At 38.0% G+C, this 21421-nt stretch carries 16 protein-coding genes; 14 read left to right on the plus strand and 2 right to left on the minus strand.

The window, feature by feature from the left end; all coding sequences use genetic code 11:
- The 8 genes from MWU65_RS00975 to MWU65_RS01010 all read left to right on the plus strand — a co-directional run bounded on the left by MWU65_RS00975 (position 1) and on the right by MWU65_RS01010 (position 11656).
- Positions 1-807, plus strand: coding sequence for a DUF1080 domain-containing protein (locus MWU65_RS00975; RefSeq protein WP_247074962.1), 807 nt, complete (start codon positions 1-3; stop codon positions 805-807).
- Between the two features lie 57 nt (positions 808-864).
- Positions 865-1722 (plus strand): YicC/YloC family endoribonuclease, encoded by an 858-nt coding sequence (locus MWU65_RS00980; RefSeq protein WP_247074963.1) that lies wholly within the window; start codon positions 865-867, stop codon positions 1720-1722.
- Complete coding sequence (gene gmk, locus MWU65_RS00985; protein ID WP_247074964.1) at positions 1722-2309, plus strand: guanylate kinase; 588 nt, start codon at positions 1722-1724, stop codon at positions 2307-2309. Before MWU65_RS00980 ends, gmk begins: the two co-directional genes overlap by 1 nt.
- A gap of 1 nt (position 2310) precedes the next feature.
- Positions 2311-2895 (plus strand): nicotinate (nicotinamide) nucleotide adenylyltransferase, encoded by a 585-nt coding sequence (nadD, locus tag MWU65_RS00990; RefSeq protein WP_247074965.1) that lies wholly within the window; start codon positions 2311-2313, stop codon positions 2893-2895.
- A gap of 100 nt (positions 2896-2995) precedes the next feature.
- The gene (locus MWU65_RS00995) at positions 2996-6223 is read left to right on the plus strand and encodes a DUF1553 domain-containing protein (protein WP_247074967.1); all 3228 of its coding nucleotides are present in this window, start codon (positions 2996-2998) and stop codon (positions 6221-6223) included.
- A gap of 5 nt (positions 6224-6228) precedes the next feature.
- Positions 6229-7734 carry a DUF1501 domain-containing protein gene (locus MWU65_RS01000; RefSeq protein ID WP_247074969.1) on the plus strand — a complete coding sequence of 502 codons (1506 nt, stop codon included), beginning with the start codon at positions 6229-6231 and terminating at the stop codon, positions 7732-7734.
- 20 nt (positions 7735-7754) lie between these two features.
- Entirely contained in the window at positions 7755-9161 is a 1407-nt protein-coding gene (locus MWU65_RS01005; RefSeq protein WP_247074971.1) for a DUF2231 domain-containing protein, read from the plus strand.
- Positions 9162-9205: 44 nt separating this feature from the next.
- Positions 9206-11656: a zinc-dependent metalloprotease gene (locus MWU65_RS01010; protein WP_247074972.1), complete on the plus strand. Its 2451-nt coding sequence runs from the start codon at positions 9206-9208 to the stop codon at positions 11654-11656.
- A 173-nt stretch (positions 11657-11829) separates the two neighbouring features.
- Here MWU65_RS01010 and MWU65_RS01015 read toward each other — a convergent pair whose 3' ends face one another.
- Together MWU65_RS01015 and MWU65_RS01020 are read right to left on the minus strand one after the other, a co-directional pair.
- Positions 11830-12999, minus strand: coding sequence for a sialidase family protein (locus MWU65_RS01015; RefSeq protein WP_247074974.1), 1170 nt, complete (start codon positions 12997-12999; stop codon positions 11830-11832).
- 13 nt (positions 13000-13012) lie between these two features.
- On the minus strand, positions 13013-13726 hold the full coding sequence (locus tag MWU65_RS01020; protein WP_247074975.1) for a DUF6503 family protein: 714 nt from the start codon (positions 13724-13726) through the stop codon (positions 13013-13015).
- Between the two features lie 247 nt (positions 13727-13973).
- Here MWU65_RS01020 and MWU65_RS01025 point away from each other — a divergent pair, with 247 nt between their 5' ends.
- The 6 genes from MWU65_RS01025 (at position 13974) to MWU65_RS01050 (ending at position 21199) form a co-directional block, all read left to right on the plus strand.
- Complete coding sequence (locus MWU65_RS01025) at positions 13974-14081, plus strand: DUF2200 family protein (protein ID WP_247074976.1); 108 nt, start codon at positions 13974-13976, stop codon at positions 14079-14081.
- A 279-nt stretch (positions 14082-14360) separates the two neighbouring features.
- The gene (locus MWU65_RS01030) at positions 14361-15194 is read left to right on the plus strand and encodes a sugar phosphate isomerase/epimerase (RefSeq protein WP_247074977.1); all 834 of its coding nucleotides are present in this window, start codon (positions 14361-14363) and stop codon (positions 15192-15194) included.
- A gap of 73 nt (positions 15195-15267) precedes the next feature.
- Positions 15268-16794: a CotH kinase family protein gene (locus tag MWU65_RS01035; RefSeq protein ID WP_247074978.1), complete on the plus strand. Its 1527-nt coding sequence runs from the start codon at positions 15268-15270 to the stop codon at positions 16792-16794.
- Between the two features lie 224 nt (positions 16795-17018).
- Positions 17019-20255, plus strand: a complete 3237-nt coding sequence (locus tag MWU65_RS01040; protein ID WP_247074981.1) for a S41 family peptidase — start codon at positions 17019-17021, stop codon at positions 20253-20255.
- A 49-nt stretch (positions 20256-20304) separates the two neighbouring features.
- Positions 20305-20745, plus strand: coding sequence for a GNAT family N-acetyltransferase (locus tag MWU65_RS01045; protein ID WP_247074982.1), 441 nt, complete (start codon positions 20305-20307; stop codon positions 20743-20745).
- 55 nt (positions 20746-20800) lie between these two features.
- Entirely contained in the window at positions 20801-21199 is a 399-nt protein-coding gene (locus tag MWU65_RS01050; RefSeq protein ID WP_247074984.1) for a hypothetical protein, read from the plus strand.
- Positions 21200-21421: the final 222 nt, after the last annotated feature.

Here is a 21421-nt window from a genome sequence, read left to right on the forward strand (position 1 = left end):
ATGCATAAAATTATAGTACCCCTTTTTGCACTAGTACTGATCGCTTCCTGTAAAGTAAACAACCAGATTGACCAAACTACCATTGATACAAATTATAACACACCTACAGAATACAGTGGTGTAGAGCCTACCAAGCCACAGGAGACAGAGCTTTACGCTCCGGTACCACCCACAGTGATACCTGCCAAGGCCAATGCAGCACCTAGTGATGCTATTGTTCTGTTTAGTGGTTCTAACTTAGAACAATGGGTAGGTGTAAATAACAAACCGGCACCTTGGGAAGTAAACAAGGAAGAAGGATTTTTTACTGTAAAAAACAAATCTGGTTATATAAAAACAAAACAGGATTTTGGCAGTATACAATTGCATATAGAATGGCGATCACCGGCAGAGGTCCAAGGAAAAGGACAAAGTCGCGCAAACAGTGGGATATTTCTACAAGACAAGTATGAAATACAGGTGTTAGACAACAATGATAATGACACCTATGTAAACGGGCAGGTTGCCTCCATATACAAACAGCACATTCCCTTGGCAAAAGCATCAACTCCCACTGGAGAGTGGAATACTTATGATGTTATCTACCATGCACCTGAATTTGACGCCACTGGCAAGAAAACAAAATCTGGTACCCTAACCTTATTACACAATGGTATTCTTGTACAAGATCATGTAGAAATAAAAGGAACAACACCTTATGTTGGCTGGCCTAAAAATGAAGCACACGGTAAAGCGCCCATTAAATTGCAAGATCACGGAGACAATAGCCGAGTGAGTTACAGAAATATCTGGGTTAGAGAGTTGTAATCTAACCGGTTTAATTTTGAATCTAAAACCACTATCTTTGCATAAAATTTAGAATTTATGATTCAGTCCATGACCGGATTTGGAAAACACGTAGTGCAGCTTCCATCAAAAAAGATAACCATTGAAATTAAGTCCCTCAACAGTAAAAGTTTAGACTTAAATGCCCGTATGCCATCTGCATACAGAGAGAAAGAATTGGAATTGCGTAAAACCATTGCCAATGGTCTAGAAAGAGGAAAAATAGATTTTAGTCTTTTTATTGAAACCACCGGTACAGATGCCACTTCTAAAATTAATGAGGACATTGTAAAACAATACATGCAACAATTAGAACAAATTGCAGGTGGAGATGACTTAAAATTGTTGGAAATGGCATTGCGATTGCCCGACGCTATGAAAACTGAACGTGAAGAAATTGACGTTGAAGAATACAAAGCCATACAAGACACTCTTACCATAGCACTACAAGAAATAAACACTTTTAGAACTGAAGAAGGCGCTGTATTAGAACAAGATTTTAAACAAAGAATAGCTTCTCTCGAATCTCTTTTAACCCAAGTAATTGCAATAGACCCAGACCGGCAAACAGCCGTAAGGGAGCGTTTAGATAAGGCGGTTACAGATCTTAAAACAGAAGTTGACCAAAACCGATTTGAGCAAGAACTCATCTACTATTTAGAGAAGTATGACATCACCGAAGAAAAGGTACGCTTGGCTAACCACCTGAGCTACTTTACTACAACCATAAATTCGGCTGATTCTAACGGAAAAAAATTAGGCTTTATTTCTCAAGAAATAGGTCGGGAAATTAACACCATTGGTTCCAAGGCAAATTTTGCACCCATGCAACAGCTGGTTGTACAAATGAAAGACGAGCTAGAAAAAATCAAGGAACAAATGTTAAACGTTTTATAATGAAAGGCGGTAAACTTATCATATTTTCTGCACCCTCGGGGAGTGGTAAAACCACAATTGTTAGACACCTACTTGGCATAGAAGAATTAAATTTAGCTTTTTCAGTTTCCGCCACTTCAAGACCCAAAAGAGGTAAGGAAAAACAAGGAATTCACTATTATTTTTTATCCCTATCAGATTTTAAAAACAACATTAAAAGCGATAAATTTTTAGAGTGGGAAGAAGTCTATAGAGACAATTTTTACGGGACTTTAAAATCGGAGGTAGAGCGCCTATGGGCAGAAGGGAAAAATGTAATTTTTGATATTGATGTTGCAGGGGGATTACGAATCAAAAAGAAGTTTCCCGATCAAACTTTAGCCGTATTTGTAAAACCACCCAGCATAGATGAACTTAAAATCAGATTAAAAAAACGAAGTACGGAGAGCGACGATAAAATTAATATGCGGATTGCCAAAGCCTCTGTAGAGCTTGCAACAGCACCCCAATTTGATGCTGTTATTAAAAATTATGATTTAGACATTGCCTTAAAAGAGGCTGAAGAATTAGTGGCAGAGTTTATTAACAGACCAACGGAAGCAAATTAATATGAAAAAGATTGGGCTGTATTTTGGCACCTTCAACCCCATTCATATTGGGCATTTAATTATTGCCAACCATATTGTAGAGTTTTCAGACTTGGATGAAGTTTGGTTTGTAATTACACCACAAAGTCCGTTTAAAACAAAACAATCGCTGCTAGACAACAACCACAGGTACCAAATGGTCTTTGAAGCCACAAAAGATTACCCAAAATTAAAACCTTCAAAGATTGAATTTAATTTACCCCAACCCAATTACACGGTACACACGCTAGCACATTTGTTAGAAAAATACGGCACCCAATATAATTTCTCACTCATTATGGGAGAAGACAACCTTAAAAGTCTTCATAAATGGAAAAATTATGAGGTTATTTTAGACAATCATACCATTTATGTATACCCAAGAATTGCCGAAGGAAAAATAGCGCCTCAGTTTCAAAACAATCCAAAAATTAAAACTGTTGCTGCTCCTATTATGGAAATATCATCCACATTTATTCGCAAACAACACCAATTGGGAAAAAACATTAAACCCTTACTTCCCAATGCGGTTTGGCAATACATGGATGAAATGAATTTTTACAGGTAATACCTCCTTACATACAAACCGTTTAAACCAATAGGCTACATTAAACATTACTTAATGGTGCAAATGACCTAAAAATTATTATCTTGTTGTTTTTTATTAAATGAGAGTAAGAAAACAAATAACGATAATTTTTCCCTGCATACTACTATTTTTAGCAGCTTGTAGCAGCCCTATTTTACCGGAATTGGTACAAGCTGAATACGATATTTTACCCAAAAATCTAGATTTCAACCAGCATATAAAACCTATTTTATCTGACAAATGCTTTGCATGCCATGGTCCAGATAAGGCTAAAATAAAAGGCGGCCTTCAACTACATCTACAAGAAAAAGCCTATGCTGAACTATCAGAATCTCCTGGAAAATATGCCATTGTACCTGGGAATCTTAAAAAAAGTGAGCTCGTATTTCGAATTTTGTCTGACGATCCTAGCATTATTATGCCTGAACCAGATTCACATCTCACCTTAACCGCCAAAGAGAAAGCCCTATTGCTGAAATGGATTAAGGATGGGGCTACCTACAAAGATCATTGGGCGTATATTCCCCCAAAAACATATAAGATACCGAAACTTCAAAATGTAGGAACCACAGCAAATCCTATAGACCATTTTATTCAAGCCCAGCTCAAACAAGAAAAATTAGTTCCCGCTCCTAAAGCGGCTAAAGAAACACTTTTAAGAAGGCTGTCTTTTGATCTTACAGGTCTTCCTCCAACTCTTGAAGAGATCAGCAACTTTACAAAAGACACCACTAGTAAAGCCTATGAAAAACAGGTAGACAGACTCTTGGCCTCTTCCAGTTACGGAGAACAAATGACATCACATTGGATGGATTTATCCCGTTTTGCCGACACCCATGGTTATAGCGTAGATCGTTATAGAGATATGTCTCCTTGGCGCGATTGGGTGATTAAATCATTTAACAAAAATATGCACTATGATGATTTTGTTACCTGGCAGTTGGCCGGCGACCTGCTTGAAAACCCAACACAAGAAATGAAACTAGCCACTGCCTTCAATAGAATACATCCACAAAATATGGAAGGCGGTATTGTTAACGAAGAATTTTTAATAGAATATGCTGCAGACAGAGCTAGCACATTTGGACAAGCTTTTATGGGCCTTACTGTTGCTTGTGCCCGATGTCATGACCATAAATACGACCCCATATCACACAAGAATTTCTATGAACTAACTAGTTTCTTTAACAACATTAATGAGTCTGGCCAAATTTCCTGGAACAATGCAATGCCTGTCCCTACCTTGCTTTTAACCACCGATGAAGAAGCTAAAATGATAGCCTACATGGACCAACTATTGGTTGCAAAGGAACAAACAATTAAAACTATAACCCCCTTAGTTGATAGCAAAGATTTTAAGAGTTGGATTTCCCAAAACAAGTACAAAACCATTTTACAGCAGCTACCAGAAAATGGATTGGCAGCCTATTTCCCATTAGACAATCAGCAACTTGAAAATGCTATAAATCCAAAAATAAAAGGCGTATTAAAACGCGAATCTGTTGTAGATAAAAAGGCTGATCTTGTTTCTGGAAAACACGGCAAGGGTGTTCGGTTTAATGGAGACACTTGGTTAGACCTTTCTAAAACCGCCGTTTTTGGTAAAGGGGATGCCTTTACTATTAGTTTATGGGCGCACATACCTGCCAATCTGAGTGACGGTAATATCTTTCACAAAGGAGATGGCGCAATACTTTATAATTGGCGTGGCTACCATCTTAAAATTGTAGACAACAAGTTAGAGTTGATGATGGCGCATACAGCCCCTGGAAATGCCATTATAAAAACTTCTACACACAATTTTCCAAGAGATGAGTGGGTCCATTTTAGTATGACCTATGATGGTTCTAGTACTGCAGATGGCGTAGGATTATTTATTAACGGAAGAGAAGCCCCGACCCATACTAAGGTCGATAATTTATACAAGGACATCCTTTTTAGAAATGGCAATGAACCAGGGCTTCAATTTGGCGCAAGATGGCGTGGCAAAGGAATAAAGGGAGGTGTCGTTGACGAAATTAGAGTTTACCACAGGCAATTGGCAGCCTTAGAAATTATGCAATTGGCAGCCAGGGAAGAACCTACCGTACTAGCAAACAAAAAAGAACAAGATTTAACCGTTGCAGACAAAGTTCAGTTAAAAGAAGTCTACGTTCTAGCGGTATCAAAAAAAATGAACAAGGAGCTTGATGAACTTAGTCAATTGCGAAAAGCATATGCAGACAGTATGGAACATATACAGGAAGTTATGGTGATGAAAGAAACAAAGGAGCCTGTACAATCGTATCTTTTAGACCGTGGGGTATACGATGCAAAAACGGATTCTGTGTTTCCAAACACCCCTTCAAAGATATTTCCAATGCCAAAAAATCTGCCAAAAAACCGCTTGGGACTTTCCAAATGGCTTTTTAATCCAGAAAATCCATTAACCGCAAGGGTTGCCGTAAATCGGTTTTGGCAACATTACTTTGGCACAGGTTTGGTAAAATCGGCTGAAGATTTTGGCAATCAAGGTGAGATGCCAAGTCATCCCGAACTATTGGATTGGCTTGCCTTAGAATTTATAAATTCTGATTGGGATGTTAAAGCGTTTCAAAAATTGATTGTGATGTCCAGTACCTACCAACAGTCTTCTATAGCCAGCAATGAACTGCAGGAGATAGATCCAGAAAACAGATTATTAGCCAGAGGCCCTAGCCAAAGGCTTACAGGAGAAATGTTACGAGACAACGCCTTAGTTGCTTCGGGTCTTTTAACACAACAAATAGGCGGCAAAAGTGTTCACCCTTATCAACCTGACGGCTTATGGCGTGTTAATGGTGCTGCCTATAGCGAGGACAAAGGGGTTAATTTATACCGCAGAAGTCTTTACACCATATGGAAACGCTCTGTACCCCACCCAACTCTAGCCACTTTTGATGCTCCTGCAAGAGACGTATGTACCATTAGAAGACAAGAAACAAACACACCTTTGCAAGCCTTGCTTTTGTTGAATGATCCTATTTATACCGAAACCGCTAGAGTATTAGGAAATGAGATGCTCAGCTTTGCCAAACCTACTCAAGGTATTGCAATGGTCTATAAAAAGTTAACAGGAAAAACAATTACAGCCAAAGAATTAGCCTTATTAGTTGATCTTCAAAAAACCGAATATCAAAAATTTAAGGAAAACCCCTCAAAAACAAAGGGATGGCTGCAAACAGGTGCCTTTACCATTGCCAAAGGGAAAGATGAAGCTTTAATAGCCGCCAATGCAGTCGTAGCAAATACGATTATGAATAGTGATGCAACAATAACAAAAAGGTAAGTTCTATGTGCACAAATCACAGTAAATTAAGTTCTGATAATACCGATTTACAAGAGGTAGAAAGACAGTGGGATCGTAGAGAGTTTTTTAAAAAAACATCCTTAGGGCTGGGTGCAATGGCCCTTGGCTCCTTACTAAATACAACGAATGCCCAGGGAAATAGGAAATCAACTCCAGAGGAGCTACTGACTGCGTTTAACACTAATAAATTAGGATTACCCCATCATTTACCCAAGGCAAAACGCATTGTATACCTTTTTCAAAGTGGAGGCCCATCACAATTAGATCTATTTGATTACAAGCCCAAGCTTGTAGACATGTACGGTCAGGATTTACCCGATTCTGTAAGAGCCGGACAGCGCCTAACGGGTATGAGCGCAGGGCAAACTGCATTTCCTATAGCGGCATCCACTTTAAACTTTAAACAGTATGGCGAATCTAGAGCCTGGGTTAGCGAAGCCATGCCCTACCTTTCAGAAATTGTAGATGATTTATGCTTTGTAAAAAGTATGCATACCGATGCCATTAACCACGATCCGGCCATCACCTTTTTTCAAACAGGAAGTCAGCTTCCAGGCAGACCTTCTATAGGCTCATGGCTAAGTTATGGCCTTGGATCTGACAACGAAAACTTACCAACCTTTATAACTTTAGTTTCAAAAAACGGATCTGGACAACCCTTGTATTCCCGTCTGTGGGGCAATGGATTTTTACCAACAGAACACCAAGGGGTGCAGTTTAGAGCTGGCAAAGATCCTGTATTATATTTAAGTGATCCTGAAAATTACGATGGGAACGACAGAAGAAACATGCTTAATTATTTAGGAAAATTAAATGATGTGGCTTACGACACTTATGGAGACCCTGAGATTAATGCGCGAATGACGCAGTACGAAATGGCGTTTAGAATGCAAACATCCGTACCCGAAGTTACAGATACCTCCAATGAACCGGATGCTATTTTTGAAATGTATGGAGAAGATAGCCGCAACCCAGGCACCTATGCCGCCAATTGTTTAATGGCTCGGAAATTATTAGAAAAAGATGTAAAATTTGTCCAGTTATTTCATCAGGGATGGGATCAACATGGCAATTGTCCCGGTGGAATAAAACACCAAAGCAAAAACACAGACCAAGCTACAGCTGCTTTAATTAAAGATTTAAAACAAAGAGGCATGTTAGAAGACACCTTAGTGGTCTGGGGTGGCGAGTTTGGACGAACCGTATATTCTCAAGGACAATTAACAGCGACCAACTACGGTAGAGATCACCACCCAAAAGCATTTACAATGTTTATGGCTGGGGCCGGAATAAAACCTGGTTTCACGTATGGAGAAACAGACGATTTTAGCTATAATATAACGAAAGACCCTGTACATACCCATGATTTCCAAGCTACATTACTACACCTTTTTGGTATTGACCATGAGCGACTAGTTTTTAAACATCAAGGAAGACGCTTTCGACTAACAGATGTACACGGCCATGCAGTTAAAGACATCTTAAGTTGATTTAAAAATATTATGTATTTATGAATGATGTTACCGATTTTGTACTTTTCTTAGGCCGTTTTCACCCTTTATTAGTCCATTTCCCTATTGGCTTTTTATTTTTTGCGCTTATTCTCGAATTAGGAAGCAAGTGGAAGAAAAACAAAAACTTATCCGCTGTAATTCCGTTAGCCCTTTTCTGCGGGGCCATTAGCGCCTTCCTTGCCTCGGTGTTGGGATATATGCTTTCGCAAAGCGGAGATTACCAAGAAGAAATGCTCAACACCCACCTATGGTTAGGTATTGCCACTACCTGTGTTTCTTTTATATGCTGGGCAATTAGAACAGAAAAACTAAAAGTGGCGCAAAGTACTAGCGCAAAATCCAATACAACAATATTAATATTAGTTGTACTATTGGTAAGCATTACCGGACATTACGGAGGAAACTTAACACACGGTAGCAATTATCTAACCAAATATGCTCCTTTTTTTAAGGAAAAAAAAGTCGCCCTTTCTCCCATTGAAAAACTAGAAGATGCGGTTGTTTTCGATTATTTGGTGCAACCCATTTTACACAACAAATGCGTAAGCTGCCACAATTCATCCAAGAAAAAAGGCAACTTGTCACTTGAAGATTCCGTCGCTATTAAAAAAGGGGGAGAAAATGGAAAAATAATCGAAGCCGGAAAAGCATTAACGTCAGAATTAATTCACCGAACTACCTTGGCCCCTAATCATGAAGATTTTATGCCGCCTGAAGGCAAAACACCATTAACCGAAGAAGAAAAACAGATCATCACCTATTGGATAGATTCGCTCAATGCCGATTTTACAATAAAAATTAACCCTTCTAAATCCCCAAAAAACGTCCTTGCAAGCATGGCGTCTATGTTGCATTTTGAAGGCTTCGAAAAAGAAGGAGAAACCAAACTACCTAAAGTAGAAAAAATTGACGAGGCAATCTTAAGTAATCTCACTACAAAAGGATTTAAGATTAGGGAACTAATTTTTGAATCTCATTTATATGAAATAGTTCTTCCAGACAATACCATCACGGAAAACAACCAAGGCCAATTACCTACTATGCTCAATGAACTCGTTAAAATAAAAGAAAATATACTATGGTTGTCCTTGAATAACAATAGGGTGACTGATGAAAACTTAACTCCTATTGCGCAATTTCAAAATCTTCAGAAATTAGTTTTAAACAACAACCCAATAACCGACAATGGGATTTCACAGATTACAAATCTAAACAGTTTGTCTAGCATAAGTTTACATCATACAAGCATCTCTAAATCTAGTTTTGATTCCTTTGAAAAGCTGAAAAAACTGAAGAAAATATACGCATGGAATACTTTGGTTACAGCCGAAGATCTCAAAAATCTAAAACCGGGCCTCCAAATCATTCTTGGGTCACCATCTATAGTGTCAAAAACGAAATAGCATTCCCATTACTTTTAGTATATTGCTTCACCAATAATCGGAAAATGAAAAAACTACTATTATTTTGTTTGGCAATTAGCTTGTCTACCACAAACTTTACAATCGCTCAAAAAAAGAAAAAAGTAAAAAAAGGAAAAACGGAACAACAGGCTCCTGTTGCAAAGGATGGCATTAAACCCTACAGCCAAGTAGTGACTAAAGAAGCTATTTCAGACAACGGTCTTTTTACCGTTCATAAGGTGAACAAAACCTTTTTGTATGAGATTCCAATAAATAAACTAGAGAAAGATATGCTTTGGGTGAGTAGAATTGCCCAAATTCCTTCAGGTTTTGGTGGAGGCTATATGAATGCTGGTTCTAAAACCAACGAGCAAGTAGTTCACTGGGTTCGTTTTCAAAATAAAATACTTTTAAAAGTAAAATCATATGCCAATGTTGCCGATAATTCTAAGGCTATAAGCGCATCAGTTCGTGTCAATAATTATGAACCAACACTATTTGCTTTTGATATAAAGGCTTTTAATACTGACTCTACTAGTGTTGTGATAGATGTAACTTCACTTTTTGATACTGACGTACCCGCTATAAGCGGACTTTCGAGTAGAACAAGAAGTACCTACAAAGTAAAACGATTAGACCCGAGTCGTAGTTTTATTCATAGCGTAAAGAGTTTTCCTGAAAATATTGAAGTAAAACAAGATTTTACCTATACTGCCTCCGAACCTTCTACACAAAGCGCCACAGAATCTATTAGTTTGCAAATGAATCAATCTATGATTTTATTACCCGAAGAACCTATGCAGCCTCGTATGCATGACCCAAGGGTTGGCTTCTTTACTGTGAGTCAGGTCGATTTTGGAAGTGAGGCGTTAAAAGCAGATGAAAAAACATACATTAGACGCTGGAGGCTAGAACCTAAAGATACTGCTGCCTATGCGCGGGGCGAATTGGTAGAACCCGTTAAACCCATTGTTTATTATTTAGACCCCGGGACTCCAGAAAACCTAAAGGAATATATAAAACAAGGCATTGAGGACTGGCAAAAACCATTTGAAACTGCTGGTTTTAAAAATGCTATACTTGCAAAGGAAGCACCAACCCCAGAAGAAGATCCAGAATTTAGTCCAGAAGACATTAGATATTCGGTCATCCGATATGTGGCAAGTACCACCAGAAATGCAGTTGGACCAAGTGTGTCTGACCCAAGAAGTGGTGAAATAATAGAAAGTGATATCATCTGGTACCACAACCATTTACGCAGCTACCGGAACAGGTATTTATTAGAAACTGGTGCAGCCAACCCGAGCGCAAGAACCCTACAAACCAAACCTGAAGAGATTGGTGAAATGATGCGTATGGTTATTGCACATGAGGTTGGCCATGCTCTTGGCTTTCCTCACAATATGGCAGCCAGTTATGCCTACCCCGTAGATTCATTACGCAGTGGGAAGTTCACCCAAGAATACGGGATTGCCGCAAGTATTATGGACTATGCGCGTTACAACTATATAGCGCAACCTGAGGATGAAAACATACGTTTTGTACGCCAAATGGGACCCTATGATCACTATGTTACCAATTGGGGCTACCGCTACCTAAATGCGGGTACTCCAGAAGAAGAAGTACCTACTTTAAACCAATGGGTTTTAGAAAAAGCAGACGACCCTATATATACCTACGGTAAACAATCTAGTTCCTTTGACCCACAATCGCAAACGGAAGGCCTTGGAGATAACCCAATAAAAGCGAGCACCTACGGCCTTAAAAACCTAAAATATGTGGCAGAAAACCTATCAAAATGGACCTCTGACGAAACCAATAATTATGATGACTTAGAAGAATTATACGGCGAATTACTAAGTGTATACGGCAGGTATATAGGCCATGTTACAACTACTATTGGTGGAGTCTATGAAAACCTAAAAACACCTGCCCAAGAAGGAGTGGTATACACCCACCTAGACAAAGCATCACAAAAAAAATCCATGCAATGGCTACAAGAAAACGTATTTAACACCCCGCATTGGCTTATAGACAAGGCCGTTTTGCAAAATATAGCCTATGCCGGTTATTTTGAAAGGTTACGCAGTGCTCAAGGCCGACATTTAAGTGCGCTTTTAAGCACGGATCGCCTAGGACGATTAATAGATGCCGAAACTACGAACAAGTACTACTATAGCGCCTTAGAAATGCTTTCTGATGTCCGCAAAGGCTTGTGGAAAGAAGCCTATCGCGGAATCAATGTAGATATCTACAGAAGAAACCTGCAGCGCACTTATTTAGAGCGAATGGCTGTTTTATTGAACACAAAAACAAGCACAGGAAGATTGTCTTATAACGTGGGAACTTCAGATGTTAGCTCCCTAGTACGAGGCGAATTAAAAACATTGCGAAGCAGATTACAAACAGCCAAAAGTGGTTATATAAATACGATAACACGTTACCATTACGAAGATGCTATAGCCAAAATTGATGCCTTGTTAGACCCAAAATAATAGGCACACAGCTAGACCCTTTTGACACAGCATAGCCCAAAACGGAGGCTCAGAAACGGTTTTTGCTCCCCTAATGTTTGTTTTCTAAGTCTACTGAGCCAGAGAAACTAAAATAATATAGTGATGATGTAGTGGTTGCGAGTGTAGCTCCGCTTAAAAACATTTAGGGATGGCTATTTAATGCGTATACGCCGAAACAGTATCTTGTTATAGTTGTCCGTCTCATACAAAACACCCAAGGTAGTTGCATCTACTTTTACCATATCTGAATAGGCAGAAAAGCCTTGGTGTACCTGAAAAACTTTTTCCCAAGTCATCGCTTCGTCAAAGCTGGCCATCACGATCAAATTCTCTCTTTTATTTGGGTTTGAAGGGGTAGAAAACAGGATGGCCGAACCTCCATTGTCCGTGTTGGAGTTCCACCGTAATAAGGCCGATTGTACAATTGGACTCGGGAATTTGTCGCTCTCTACAATGGTCTCACTAAAGCTTGAACCTCCATCTAAACTATAGGTTTCTCCTCTATTTTTTAAGGCAGACCCACCCGTATGATCCCTGGTATTTACATAGATTCGCCCGTCATTTAATTCCACAATCGTTGTTTCATTGGCGCGTACTATATCGTTTAAATTTTCATCAACCGCTCCCTCTTGCCAGTTTTTACCAAAATCATCAGAATACAATAAGGCCATGCAATAAGCAGTACCCCCTTTTTCGATACTAATAGCTACAGGAACCACCAACCTGCCCTTATGCATCTCCTTTTTCAATTGAATGCCATGCACAGGACCTAAGGCAAACCAACGCCAATACGGTCTTTTTACACTTTGTGTAATTTCTCTAGGAATTTCCCAATGTAGGCCCTCATCTGCAGTAGAGGTTACAAAGGCTCTTCTCCCGTCTTTGGCCTTATAATCTGTATGTAAAATTGCGTGTTCGCTAAGAACTGCCGTATTAAACAGCAATACAACCTTATCATTTTGTGCATCGTAAATAGGCACCGGATTTTGGGCTACCAAATCGCCATTGCTATGGATAATTTGCAATGCTTCCCAACTTTTCCCTCCATCAAATGAGCGTCTACATACCACATCTATATCACCATAATCACTGCTCGAATTTTTACGCCCTTCAGCAAAGGCCATGACAGTATTTTTGGTTGTAACCACTGATGGTATTCGGAACGATGCATACCCATTTAATCCTGCATAAAAGGGGGTAGAAACCGATGTAGTATCGGCTCCTAAATTGGTAAACCCAACATTTAAACTGTGTTTGGCACTACAACCCAATTGTAGTAGGGCCATGACGGTAATACCGAAAAGGAACCGAGTGATATTCATACTCTTTTTAATTTTATTGTTTAGACAGAACATCTGTTCCTAAGTGTTTGTCGTCTTTATTGTAATACCAGGCTCTTGTTTTTGGCATTTTAATCCCATTTACCTCTTCCTCTTCTGTTAGCAAAATATATTCCCCATCATTTTTAGATTCATCATGAAAAAACTGGTACACTTCCATAGCATAGGTTTTGGGGTCAAAATAAAAGTACCAAGTATCCTTACCCACGCTTTCCTCATAAGTAGCCTTTAACACCAAATAGGTCTTGCCTTTAAATGTTTTCGTTTGAACTTCTTCGCCTATAATGGTTCCATTATCATTTAGTTTCATAGGCAAACCATACAGATAGGTATAGTAGTTTTTCATCATTTTGACCCGATCACAGGTTAGCTTGTGTTTTTTAAGTTCGGCGTCATCTGTGATAATAGAATCATTAACAGACAGTACGCAGTCCCCATTGTTTAGGGTACTCGTTATCTTATTACCATCCCTGGTGTTGGTTAACACAAAGGTATTACCCGGCAAATTTATTTGAATATCACTTACCCGTGATACTTTATTTGGCGTGGTCATGGTTACCACAAAATTACCTTTAAACTGTGCCCAACTATTGGCTGGGTCATGATATGCGATTGCCTTTTCTAACAGTTGTTTCCCCGTTAGTTCTTGTGCATTACTTGCAAAAGCAAACAGACAACAAATTGCAAAAAGAAGGGATTTATTTTTCATAGGAGTTAATTTTTTGTGCAATGTACAATAAGAACCTATGTTTTGAAAAAAATTAATAAATTGTCAGCGTAAACCAATGGTTTATGGGATAGCAATACTGTAAATTATAAAAAAATCGAAATAAAAGTAATAGCTTAACGCAATGAACGCGTATCAAAAATGAATTTTTTTCCATAAATCCGCATTACATCACAAAATGGAGAAGAAGATTAGCACAAAGGCAGCACTGCTTCTAGTGACAACCTAGTTGAAAGGGTTTGATGAAGACAAAATTCAAAAGTTCATTGACGAAAAAGTAACCTCTGAAACCTTTTTTCAAAAGGCAATATTGCATCCAAATTCGCACCTTATTTAGGGCGTAACCTGAGGTTATATCCTCGAAGAATTAGACAATCCTCTAACCTAAAAAGCTAGGTATTAAGACAAGTTGGTAAAAGGGCGTAAAACTGATGAAATATTACGCGTTAAGTGAAAAACAGCTCTATCACAGGGCACCACTGTACCAATCAATACCCAATAAAATCTATTGCTAGTCCTCCTCTACTTTTAAACCAGCAGACCTCCGGCCTAGAGGATTTTCTATTCGGTTTATATTTACTACATTAGATGCAACAGAATCCTAAAAAAATTTAAAATGAAATTAAAAGCAATGGCGTTTTTGTTTGCAATCACTATTCTAGTTTGCAACGCACAAGAAATAAAGCCTGGACCACAGCCACCACCAGAAACCGGTGAAACATTTAAAGTAGGAATAGCAGGTTATACCTTTGTGAAATTTGATCTTGACAAAACGCTTGAAACATTAAAAGCCTTGGATGTACATTATTTATGCATCAAAGATTTCCATTTACCAATGACGAGCACCGATGAAGAAATTGCTGCTTTTCATACAAAATTGAAGGCCAATGATGTCATAGGTTATGCTGTTGGCCCAATTTATATGAAAACAGAAGCAGAAGTAGACCAGGCTTTTGAATATGCAAAAAGGGTTGGGGTAAAGTTAATTGTTGGCGTTCCCAATGTGGAGTTGCTTCCTTATGTTGATAAAAAAGTAAAAGAGTATGATTTTAAATATGCCATTCATTTGCACGGACCAGACATTAAACTCTTTCCAGATGCCGAAGATGTTTGGAACCACACAAAAGACCTCGATCCAAGAATTGGAATGTGCTTAGACGTTGGTCATGATAAACGCAACGGCAAAGATCCTGTTGCAGACCTTAAAAAATACATCAGTCGCGTTTTTGATATGCACATAAAAGATGTTACTGCACCCACTAAATTGGGGTATTCCATTGAAGTAGGTCGTGGCATAATAGACTTTCCTGCCCTAGTGAGAATGCTTAGAAAAGTAGGTTACACAGGTGTTTGCAGTCTTGAACACGAAAGAAATCAGAACAATCCATTTATGGGAATTGCCGAATCCATTGGTTATTTTAGGGGTGTTATTGAAACAACAAAAAAATAGAATTACACAATAATTTTGTGTTTAACCAAGCTAAAAGGATCTCAATTAACTAAAAAACCAAAACATACCAACTATGCACAAACTATTGAAACAGCCAAGATTACTCTATTTATATGTACTCATTGGTTTTTTAACTAGTGTAAGTTGCTCTAAAGAGTCAACTACCACTACCCCAGAAGTAGAAGACGTAAACTTGGTTTTAGAATCTTTTGTTTTTGAAAAGAAAAACAATCCCCATTTAAGTGAAGATATTGTTTTTAATATTGAAAACAATACGGTAAGCGGGGAGCTTAAAACTTATTTTTTCAATGCTATTCCTACCTTCACTACAAATGCACAAACTGTAGAAATCAATACTATACCGCAAGTAAGTGCTAGCAGTTCCGTTGATTTTAGAAAATCCATTACCTATAATCTAAAATCTTCATCTGGGGCTGTTAAGGCATACAACGTCAACATTTCTTGGGATGATGCCTTGGCTCATATTTATATTGACACCGAAGGTGGTGCTCCAATTATTTCTAAAGAGGACTATGTAAATGCCAAGTTAACTATTGATGGACAATCTAAATATGAGGATCGGGTTTTTGAACTTAGCGAACAAGCCAAAGTTAAAGGGAGGGGGAATTCTACTTGGAGTTGGCCAAAGAAACCTTTTAAAATAAAATTGGATTCTAAGGAGACTCTTGTAGCCGATAATGACCCACTTTCTCGATTATTACCAGAAAAAGATTGGGTACTTTTAGCCGATTATCAAGACGGTGTGCATTTATTAAATAATGTAGCGTTCACCATAGGACGTATGTTAGAAATGCCATTTACCAATACCATTATACCTGTAGAATTAACCTTAAATGGTGATTATCTTGGAGTATATGGTCTAACAGAACAAATAGAGGTAAAAACAAATAGAGTAAATGTAGGTGACACCGGTCTCCTATTAGAATTAGAGCAATATTTTGATGAAGAATGGCAGTTCAGATCCGCTGCGTACAATTTACCCGTAATGGTAAAAGATCCTGGATTAGATACACAAGGTGAATTGGATGTAATACAAAGTGATTGGAACACCTTTGAGGCCTTGGTTGCAAGTGAAGATTTTCCAAACAACAATTATCTCGATTATATAGATGGTGAATCTATTGCCAAATATTTTATTGTGTATATGCTAACTTCCAATGAAGAAATTAATCATCCCAAAAGCACTTATATGCACAAAGCAGCTGGAGGAAAATATGCTATGGGTCCCCTATGGGATTTTGATTGGGCTTATGGGTATGAAGGAACAGGTCAGCATTTTCGCAATGCGGATGACGATTTATTCTGGACCGGTACAAACAGTGGCACTACATTCTTTAAAAGGCTCATGTTGTCTGACCCCACAATTAAATTGTTGATTCAAGAATATTGGTCAGATTTTACAACAAATCACCTTGGGGATTTAATGGATCATATAGAAGAACATTCTTTTATTATTGCTGGGGCAAAAGCTAGAAACCTTCAATTGTGGAATAACGGTTTAGTAACCGATGAGTTGGTTATGAAACAATGGATTGAAAACAGGGTCTCCTATATGAATAGCTTTATAAGTAGTTTTTAAGTGCTCTGCTATATTTAATATAGATTCCTGTAAAACACAACCGTAACCATGTGTTGGCATCAACAACAAGTTGAAACTAAGGCTGAAAAATGTTGCGCCTCGGAATTTCAGCGCTACCCTCTATTGGAAAGCATAGATAAAAACAGATTATTTATAACATCCATAAATAAATTTGACAAAACCTGTGAACCATTCGCAGTACTTAAAGAACTAAAACCAAACAAATGAAAACTTTGCTTAAAATTCCTAGCTGTACCGTGCTACTACTTTTTATGGTTGCTTTTTCAGGCCATACCTTGAAAGCACAGACAAAACTTATGCAACAACCTGCATTGAGTGATACTCATATCGCTTTTATTTATGCTGAAGATCTTTGGGTAGCCAATAGAGATGGCTCTCATCCCATACGCCTTACCATTGATGAAGGTATTGAATCTAATCCTATATTTTCACCCGATGGCTCCACAATTGCCTTTAATGCCCAATATGATGGCAATTCTGATGTGTATATTGTTCCCGTAAAAGGGGGCGTACCAAAGCGTTTAACCTGGCATCCCTATAATGATTATGTTAGAGATTTTTCTACTGATGGAAAAACAATCCTATTTGCATCGCAACGCAATTCGTTTACCAATAGATATGTTCAACTCTTTTCTATTTCAATTGATGGAGGAACAACAACGCAATTGGATATTCCAAATGCCTTTTGGGCCTCTTATAACGATGACGATTCTGAAATTGCCTATACCCCTATTTCGGATCGATTTCAACAATGGAAACATTATCGCGGAGGTACAACGACTCGAATTTGGCTGTACAATACCAAGTCGCATAAGGTAGAAGAAATTCAAAAACCTACTGGTGGCAGCAATGATTCCCAACCCCAATGGATGGGGAATTCTGTGTATTTTATTAGTGATAGGGATGGCGAATTTAATTTATACAGTTATAATACATCTACTAAGGCAATTGCGAAACGCACAGATTATACCAATTTCCCAATTGTAAATATTGCAGCACATAATGAGGCAATCATTTTTGAACAAGCCGGATCCTTGCATATTTACAATACTAAAACCAATGTTTCTAATACCCTTACTATTAATATTGCCACTGATTTATTGGAACTGAGAGAACGTTATGTATCTGGTGAAAAGTATGTGCGTTCCGGATCAATTTCTCCTTCTGGCGCTAGAGCTGTTGTTGATTTTAGAGGGGATATTGTAACCGTTCCCGCTGAAAAAGGAGACCCTAAAAATCTTACTGCAACTACCGGAATACATGAAAAATTTCCAGAATGGTCACCAGACGGAACGGCTATCGCCTATTTCTCTGATGCATCTGGTGAGTACAGCTTACATATTAAAAATATTGATTCTGGAAATGCAAACACTATTCCAGTAATAGGAACCGGTTTTTATGCCAATATTCATTGGTCTCCAGATAGCAAAAAAATAAGTTATGTTGATAATGGCCGTAATTTGTACGTTACAGAAATTGCGACAAAAAAGACGACAAAAATAGCTCAAGACATCATGTTTTTGCCTGGAGATATTAGAGACCTTTTTGGAAGTTGGTCTCATGATTCTAATTGGATTTCATACACGATAATAACGGACACCAATTTTGAAAAAGCCTACGCCTATTCCCTTCTAGAAAATAAATCGCACCCTCTTTCAGATGGCCTATCCAATGTTTCTGAACCCGTTTTTGATCCCAGTGGAAAATACCTCTATATGTTAGCCTCCACCGATGCAGGTCCTTTGGTAAACTGGTTTGATCAGTCTAATATTGACAAAGAATTAACGCACTCTATCTATATGGTAACCCTACAAAAGGAAGTGCTATCTCCTTTGGCTAAAGAAAACGATACAGAAGAACCAAAAACGGTCAAAAAGGAAGAGGACAAAAAAGAAGCCAAACCCACAACTCTCGTCTTAAAAATAGATTGGGATGGTCTTCAAGAGCGCATACTAAGTTTACCCATAAAACCTGGTGTATACAGTAATTTAAACTTAGCCAAAGAAGGTGAATTATATTATGTATCCTCTTCTTTCCACTCGCCAGAATCGCAGCTCAACAAATTTGATTTTAAGGAACGCAAAAGTGAAGAGTTGATGGCTGTTAGCCATTTTCAAGTTTCGGCAAATGGCGAAAAAATGCTGTATGGAAACGAAGGTTCATGGTATATTTCCGATCTAGGAACACCCTCAAAAAAAGGGCCAGTGAATTTAAATGCCATTAGCATAAAGATAAACCCGAAAGACGAATGGACTAATATTTTTAATGAAGCATGGCGGGTTAATAGAGATTATTTTTATGATCCCGGTATGCATGGAGCCGACTGGAATGCTATGAAAGTTAAGTACCAACCCTTTTTAAAAGACATCGCTTGTAGGAGCGATTTATATCGTGTTATGCAATGGATGTTTAGCGAGCTTTCCGTTGGTCATCATCGTTTTTCAAGCTTCGGAGATCGGCTCAATGCTCCAAAACAAATTGCAGGTGGTTTATTAGGCGCCAATTATATAGTGAAAAATAATCGTTATCAAATTCATAAGATTTTCGGTGGGTTAAATTGGACCCCTGATTTACGCTCCCCATTAACAGAACCAGGGGTGGCTATTAATGAAGGTGATTATATCCTATCCGTTAACGGTAAAAACTTGGTTGGAACTGATAATATCTATAGTTTTTTTGAAAATACAGCCGATAAAATTGTAACGCTTCAAGTTAGTAAAAATGCAAATGGGTCTAACGCTAGAACCTATAAGGTAACCCCTTTGGAAACAGAATGGGCCCTACGCAATAGAGACTGGGTGGAAGCTAATATGAAAAAAGTACATGCAGCTACAAACGGAGAAGTTGCCTATGTATATGTACCTAATACCAGTGTTGATGGCTTTAATTATTTTAAACGTTATTTCTATCCACAAGCCAACAAAAAAGCCATAATAATTGACGAACGTTTTAATGGAGGTGGTTCATTGGCCGATTATTATATCGATATTTTAAAACGTCCTGAACAAGCCCATTGGAACTTTAGGTACGGAAAGGACTTAAAATCACCGAGTGCTTCCATACAAGGCCCTAAAGTGATGATTACGGATGAAACCGCAGGTTCTGGCGGCGACTATCTACCATGGCTATTTAGAAAGTTTAAGGTAGGAACCATCGTTGGTAAACGTACTTGGGGTGGCCTTGTAGGTGTATTGGGATATCCTGAATTTATTGATGGAGGTATTGTTACGGCTCCCAATGTCGCCTTCTATACAGAAAACGGATTTCGAGTGGAAAATGAAGGTGTTGCGCCAGATATTGAAGTGGAACAATGGCCAGAACTGGTCATTAATGGCCATGACCCACAATTAGAAAAAGCAATTGAAATAGCACTGAAACAACTCAAGGAGAATCCACCAAAAACGATGAAGACACCAGCCTACCCAATTAAAACGAAGTAGTAGCAAGGAACTTATTTTTCATAACAAACAGCAGGATAGTAAAAAAACGATGATAAGACCGTATAAACCAGCAGATAAACCGCATTTATTGAGAATATTTGCTCTTAACACGCCAAAATATTTTGACATTACAGAAGTTCAGGATTTTGAAGCCTATCTAGCCCAAAAGGCAGCTACTTATTTGACGGTAGAAGTAGACCATATTATTGTTGGTGGAACAGGTTATTATATCCATAAAAAGGACAATTCTGGTCGAATTACCTGGATATTTTTTGATCCAAACTATTCAGGACAAGGCTTGGGTAAACAATCGGTACTTTATTGCTTAGAACTATTAAGAAAAGATAAACGGGTAGAAAAATTTATAGTAACAACATCCCAATTGGCTTATAAATTTTTTGAGAAATTTGATTATAGTATCACTCGAATTGAGAAAAATTATTGGGGAGAAGGTCTTGACTTATACGAAATGGAAAAAACAAACAACTAAAGACCCCTAACAATTATACCTAAAACAGAACCTTAAAAAGCTTATACTTAAAAAAATGAAAACAATAACCAGAATTATTCTTATCACCTTACTCATTGGGATTGCTGCTTGCAATTCCAATAAAAAACAAGAATCTACAAAAGAAGAACATGCCGTTACAGCAAAAACTGAAAAGAAAAAAAAGGCCTTGACCGAGTATGAAAATTTAAAATTTTCAGCATTTTATCAAGATATTAAAAATGAAATATCTGATCATCGCTTGATCTCGACCAACGCTCCTGGAAAAATTACGGAAATAATTCTTGTCGATAAAACAAATGGGCATTACGCAGTAACATTAGACACTTTATTTCTGATACCCGATATGCCTAAAATGAATCAAATATGGGAATTTAGTCAAGTTGCAAATAGCACAATTAAACATGTAAAATACATTGAAAAGAAACTGGAATAAACCACGAACAGCGTATTCCTAAAATAGAGTTGTGCAAAACATCCATTCAATGCAAACCATACTATTTGTTATGCTCATATTTTGACCTTCATATTCAGTGGCATTCATTTGGTTGAAATGGATGCCTCTGGTATTGGAAAAATAATGGAGTTATTACCAGCCTTATAAGGAACAACGCAATAAATTTATGCATATTTGTAGCCCCTACTCCCCAAAAACATA

The sequence above is a fragment of the Cellulophaga sp. F20128 genome, assembly GCF_023015805.1.
Taxonomy (GTDB): Bacteria; Bacteroidota; Bacteroidia; order Flavobacteriales; family Flavobacteriaceae; genus Cellulophaga.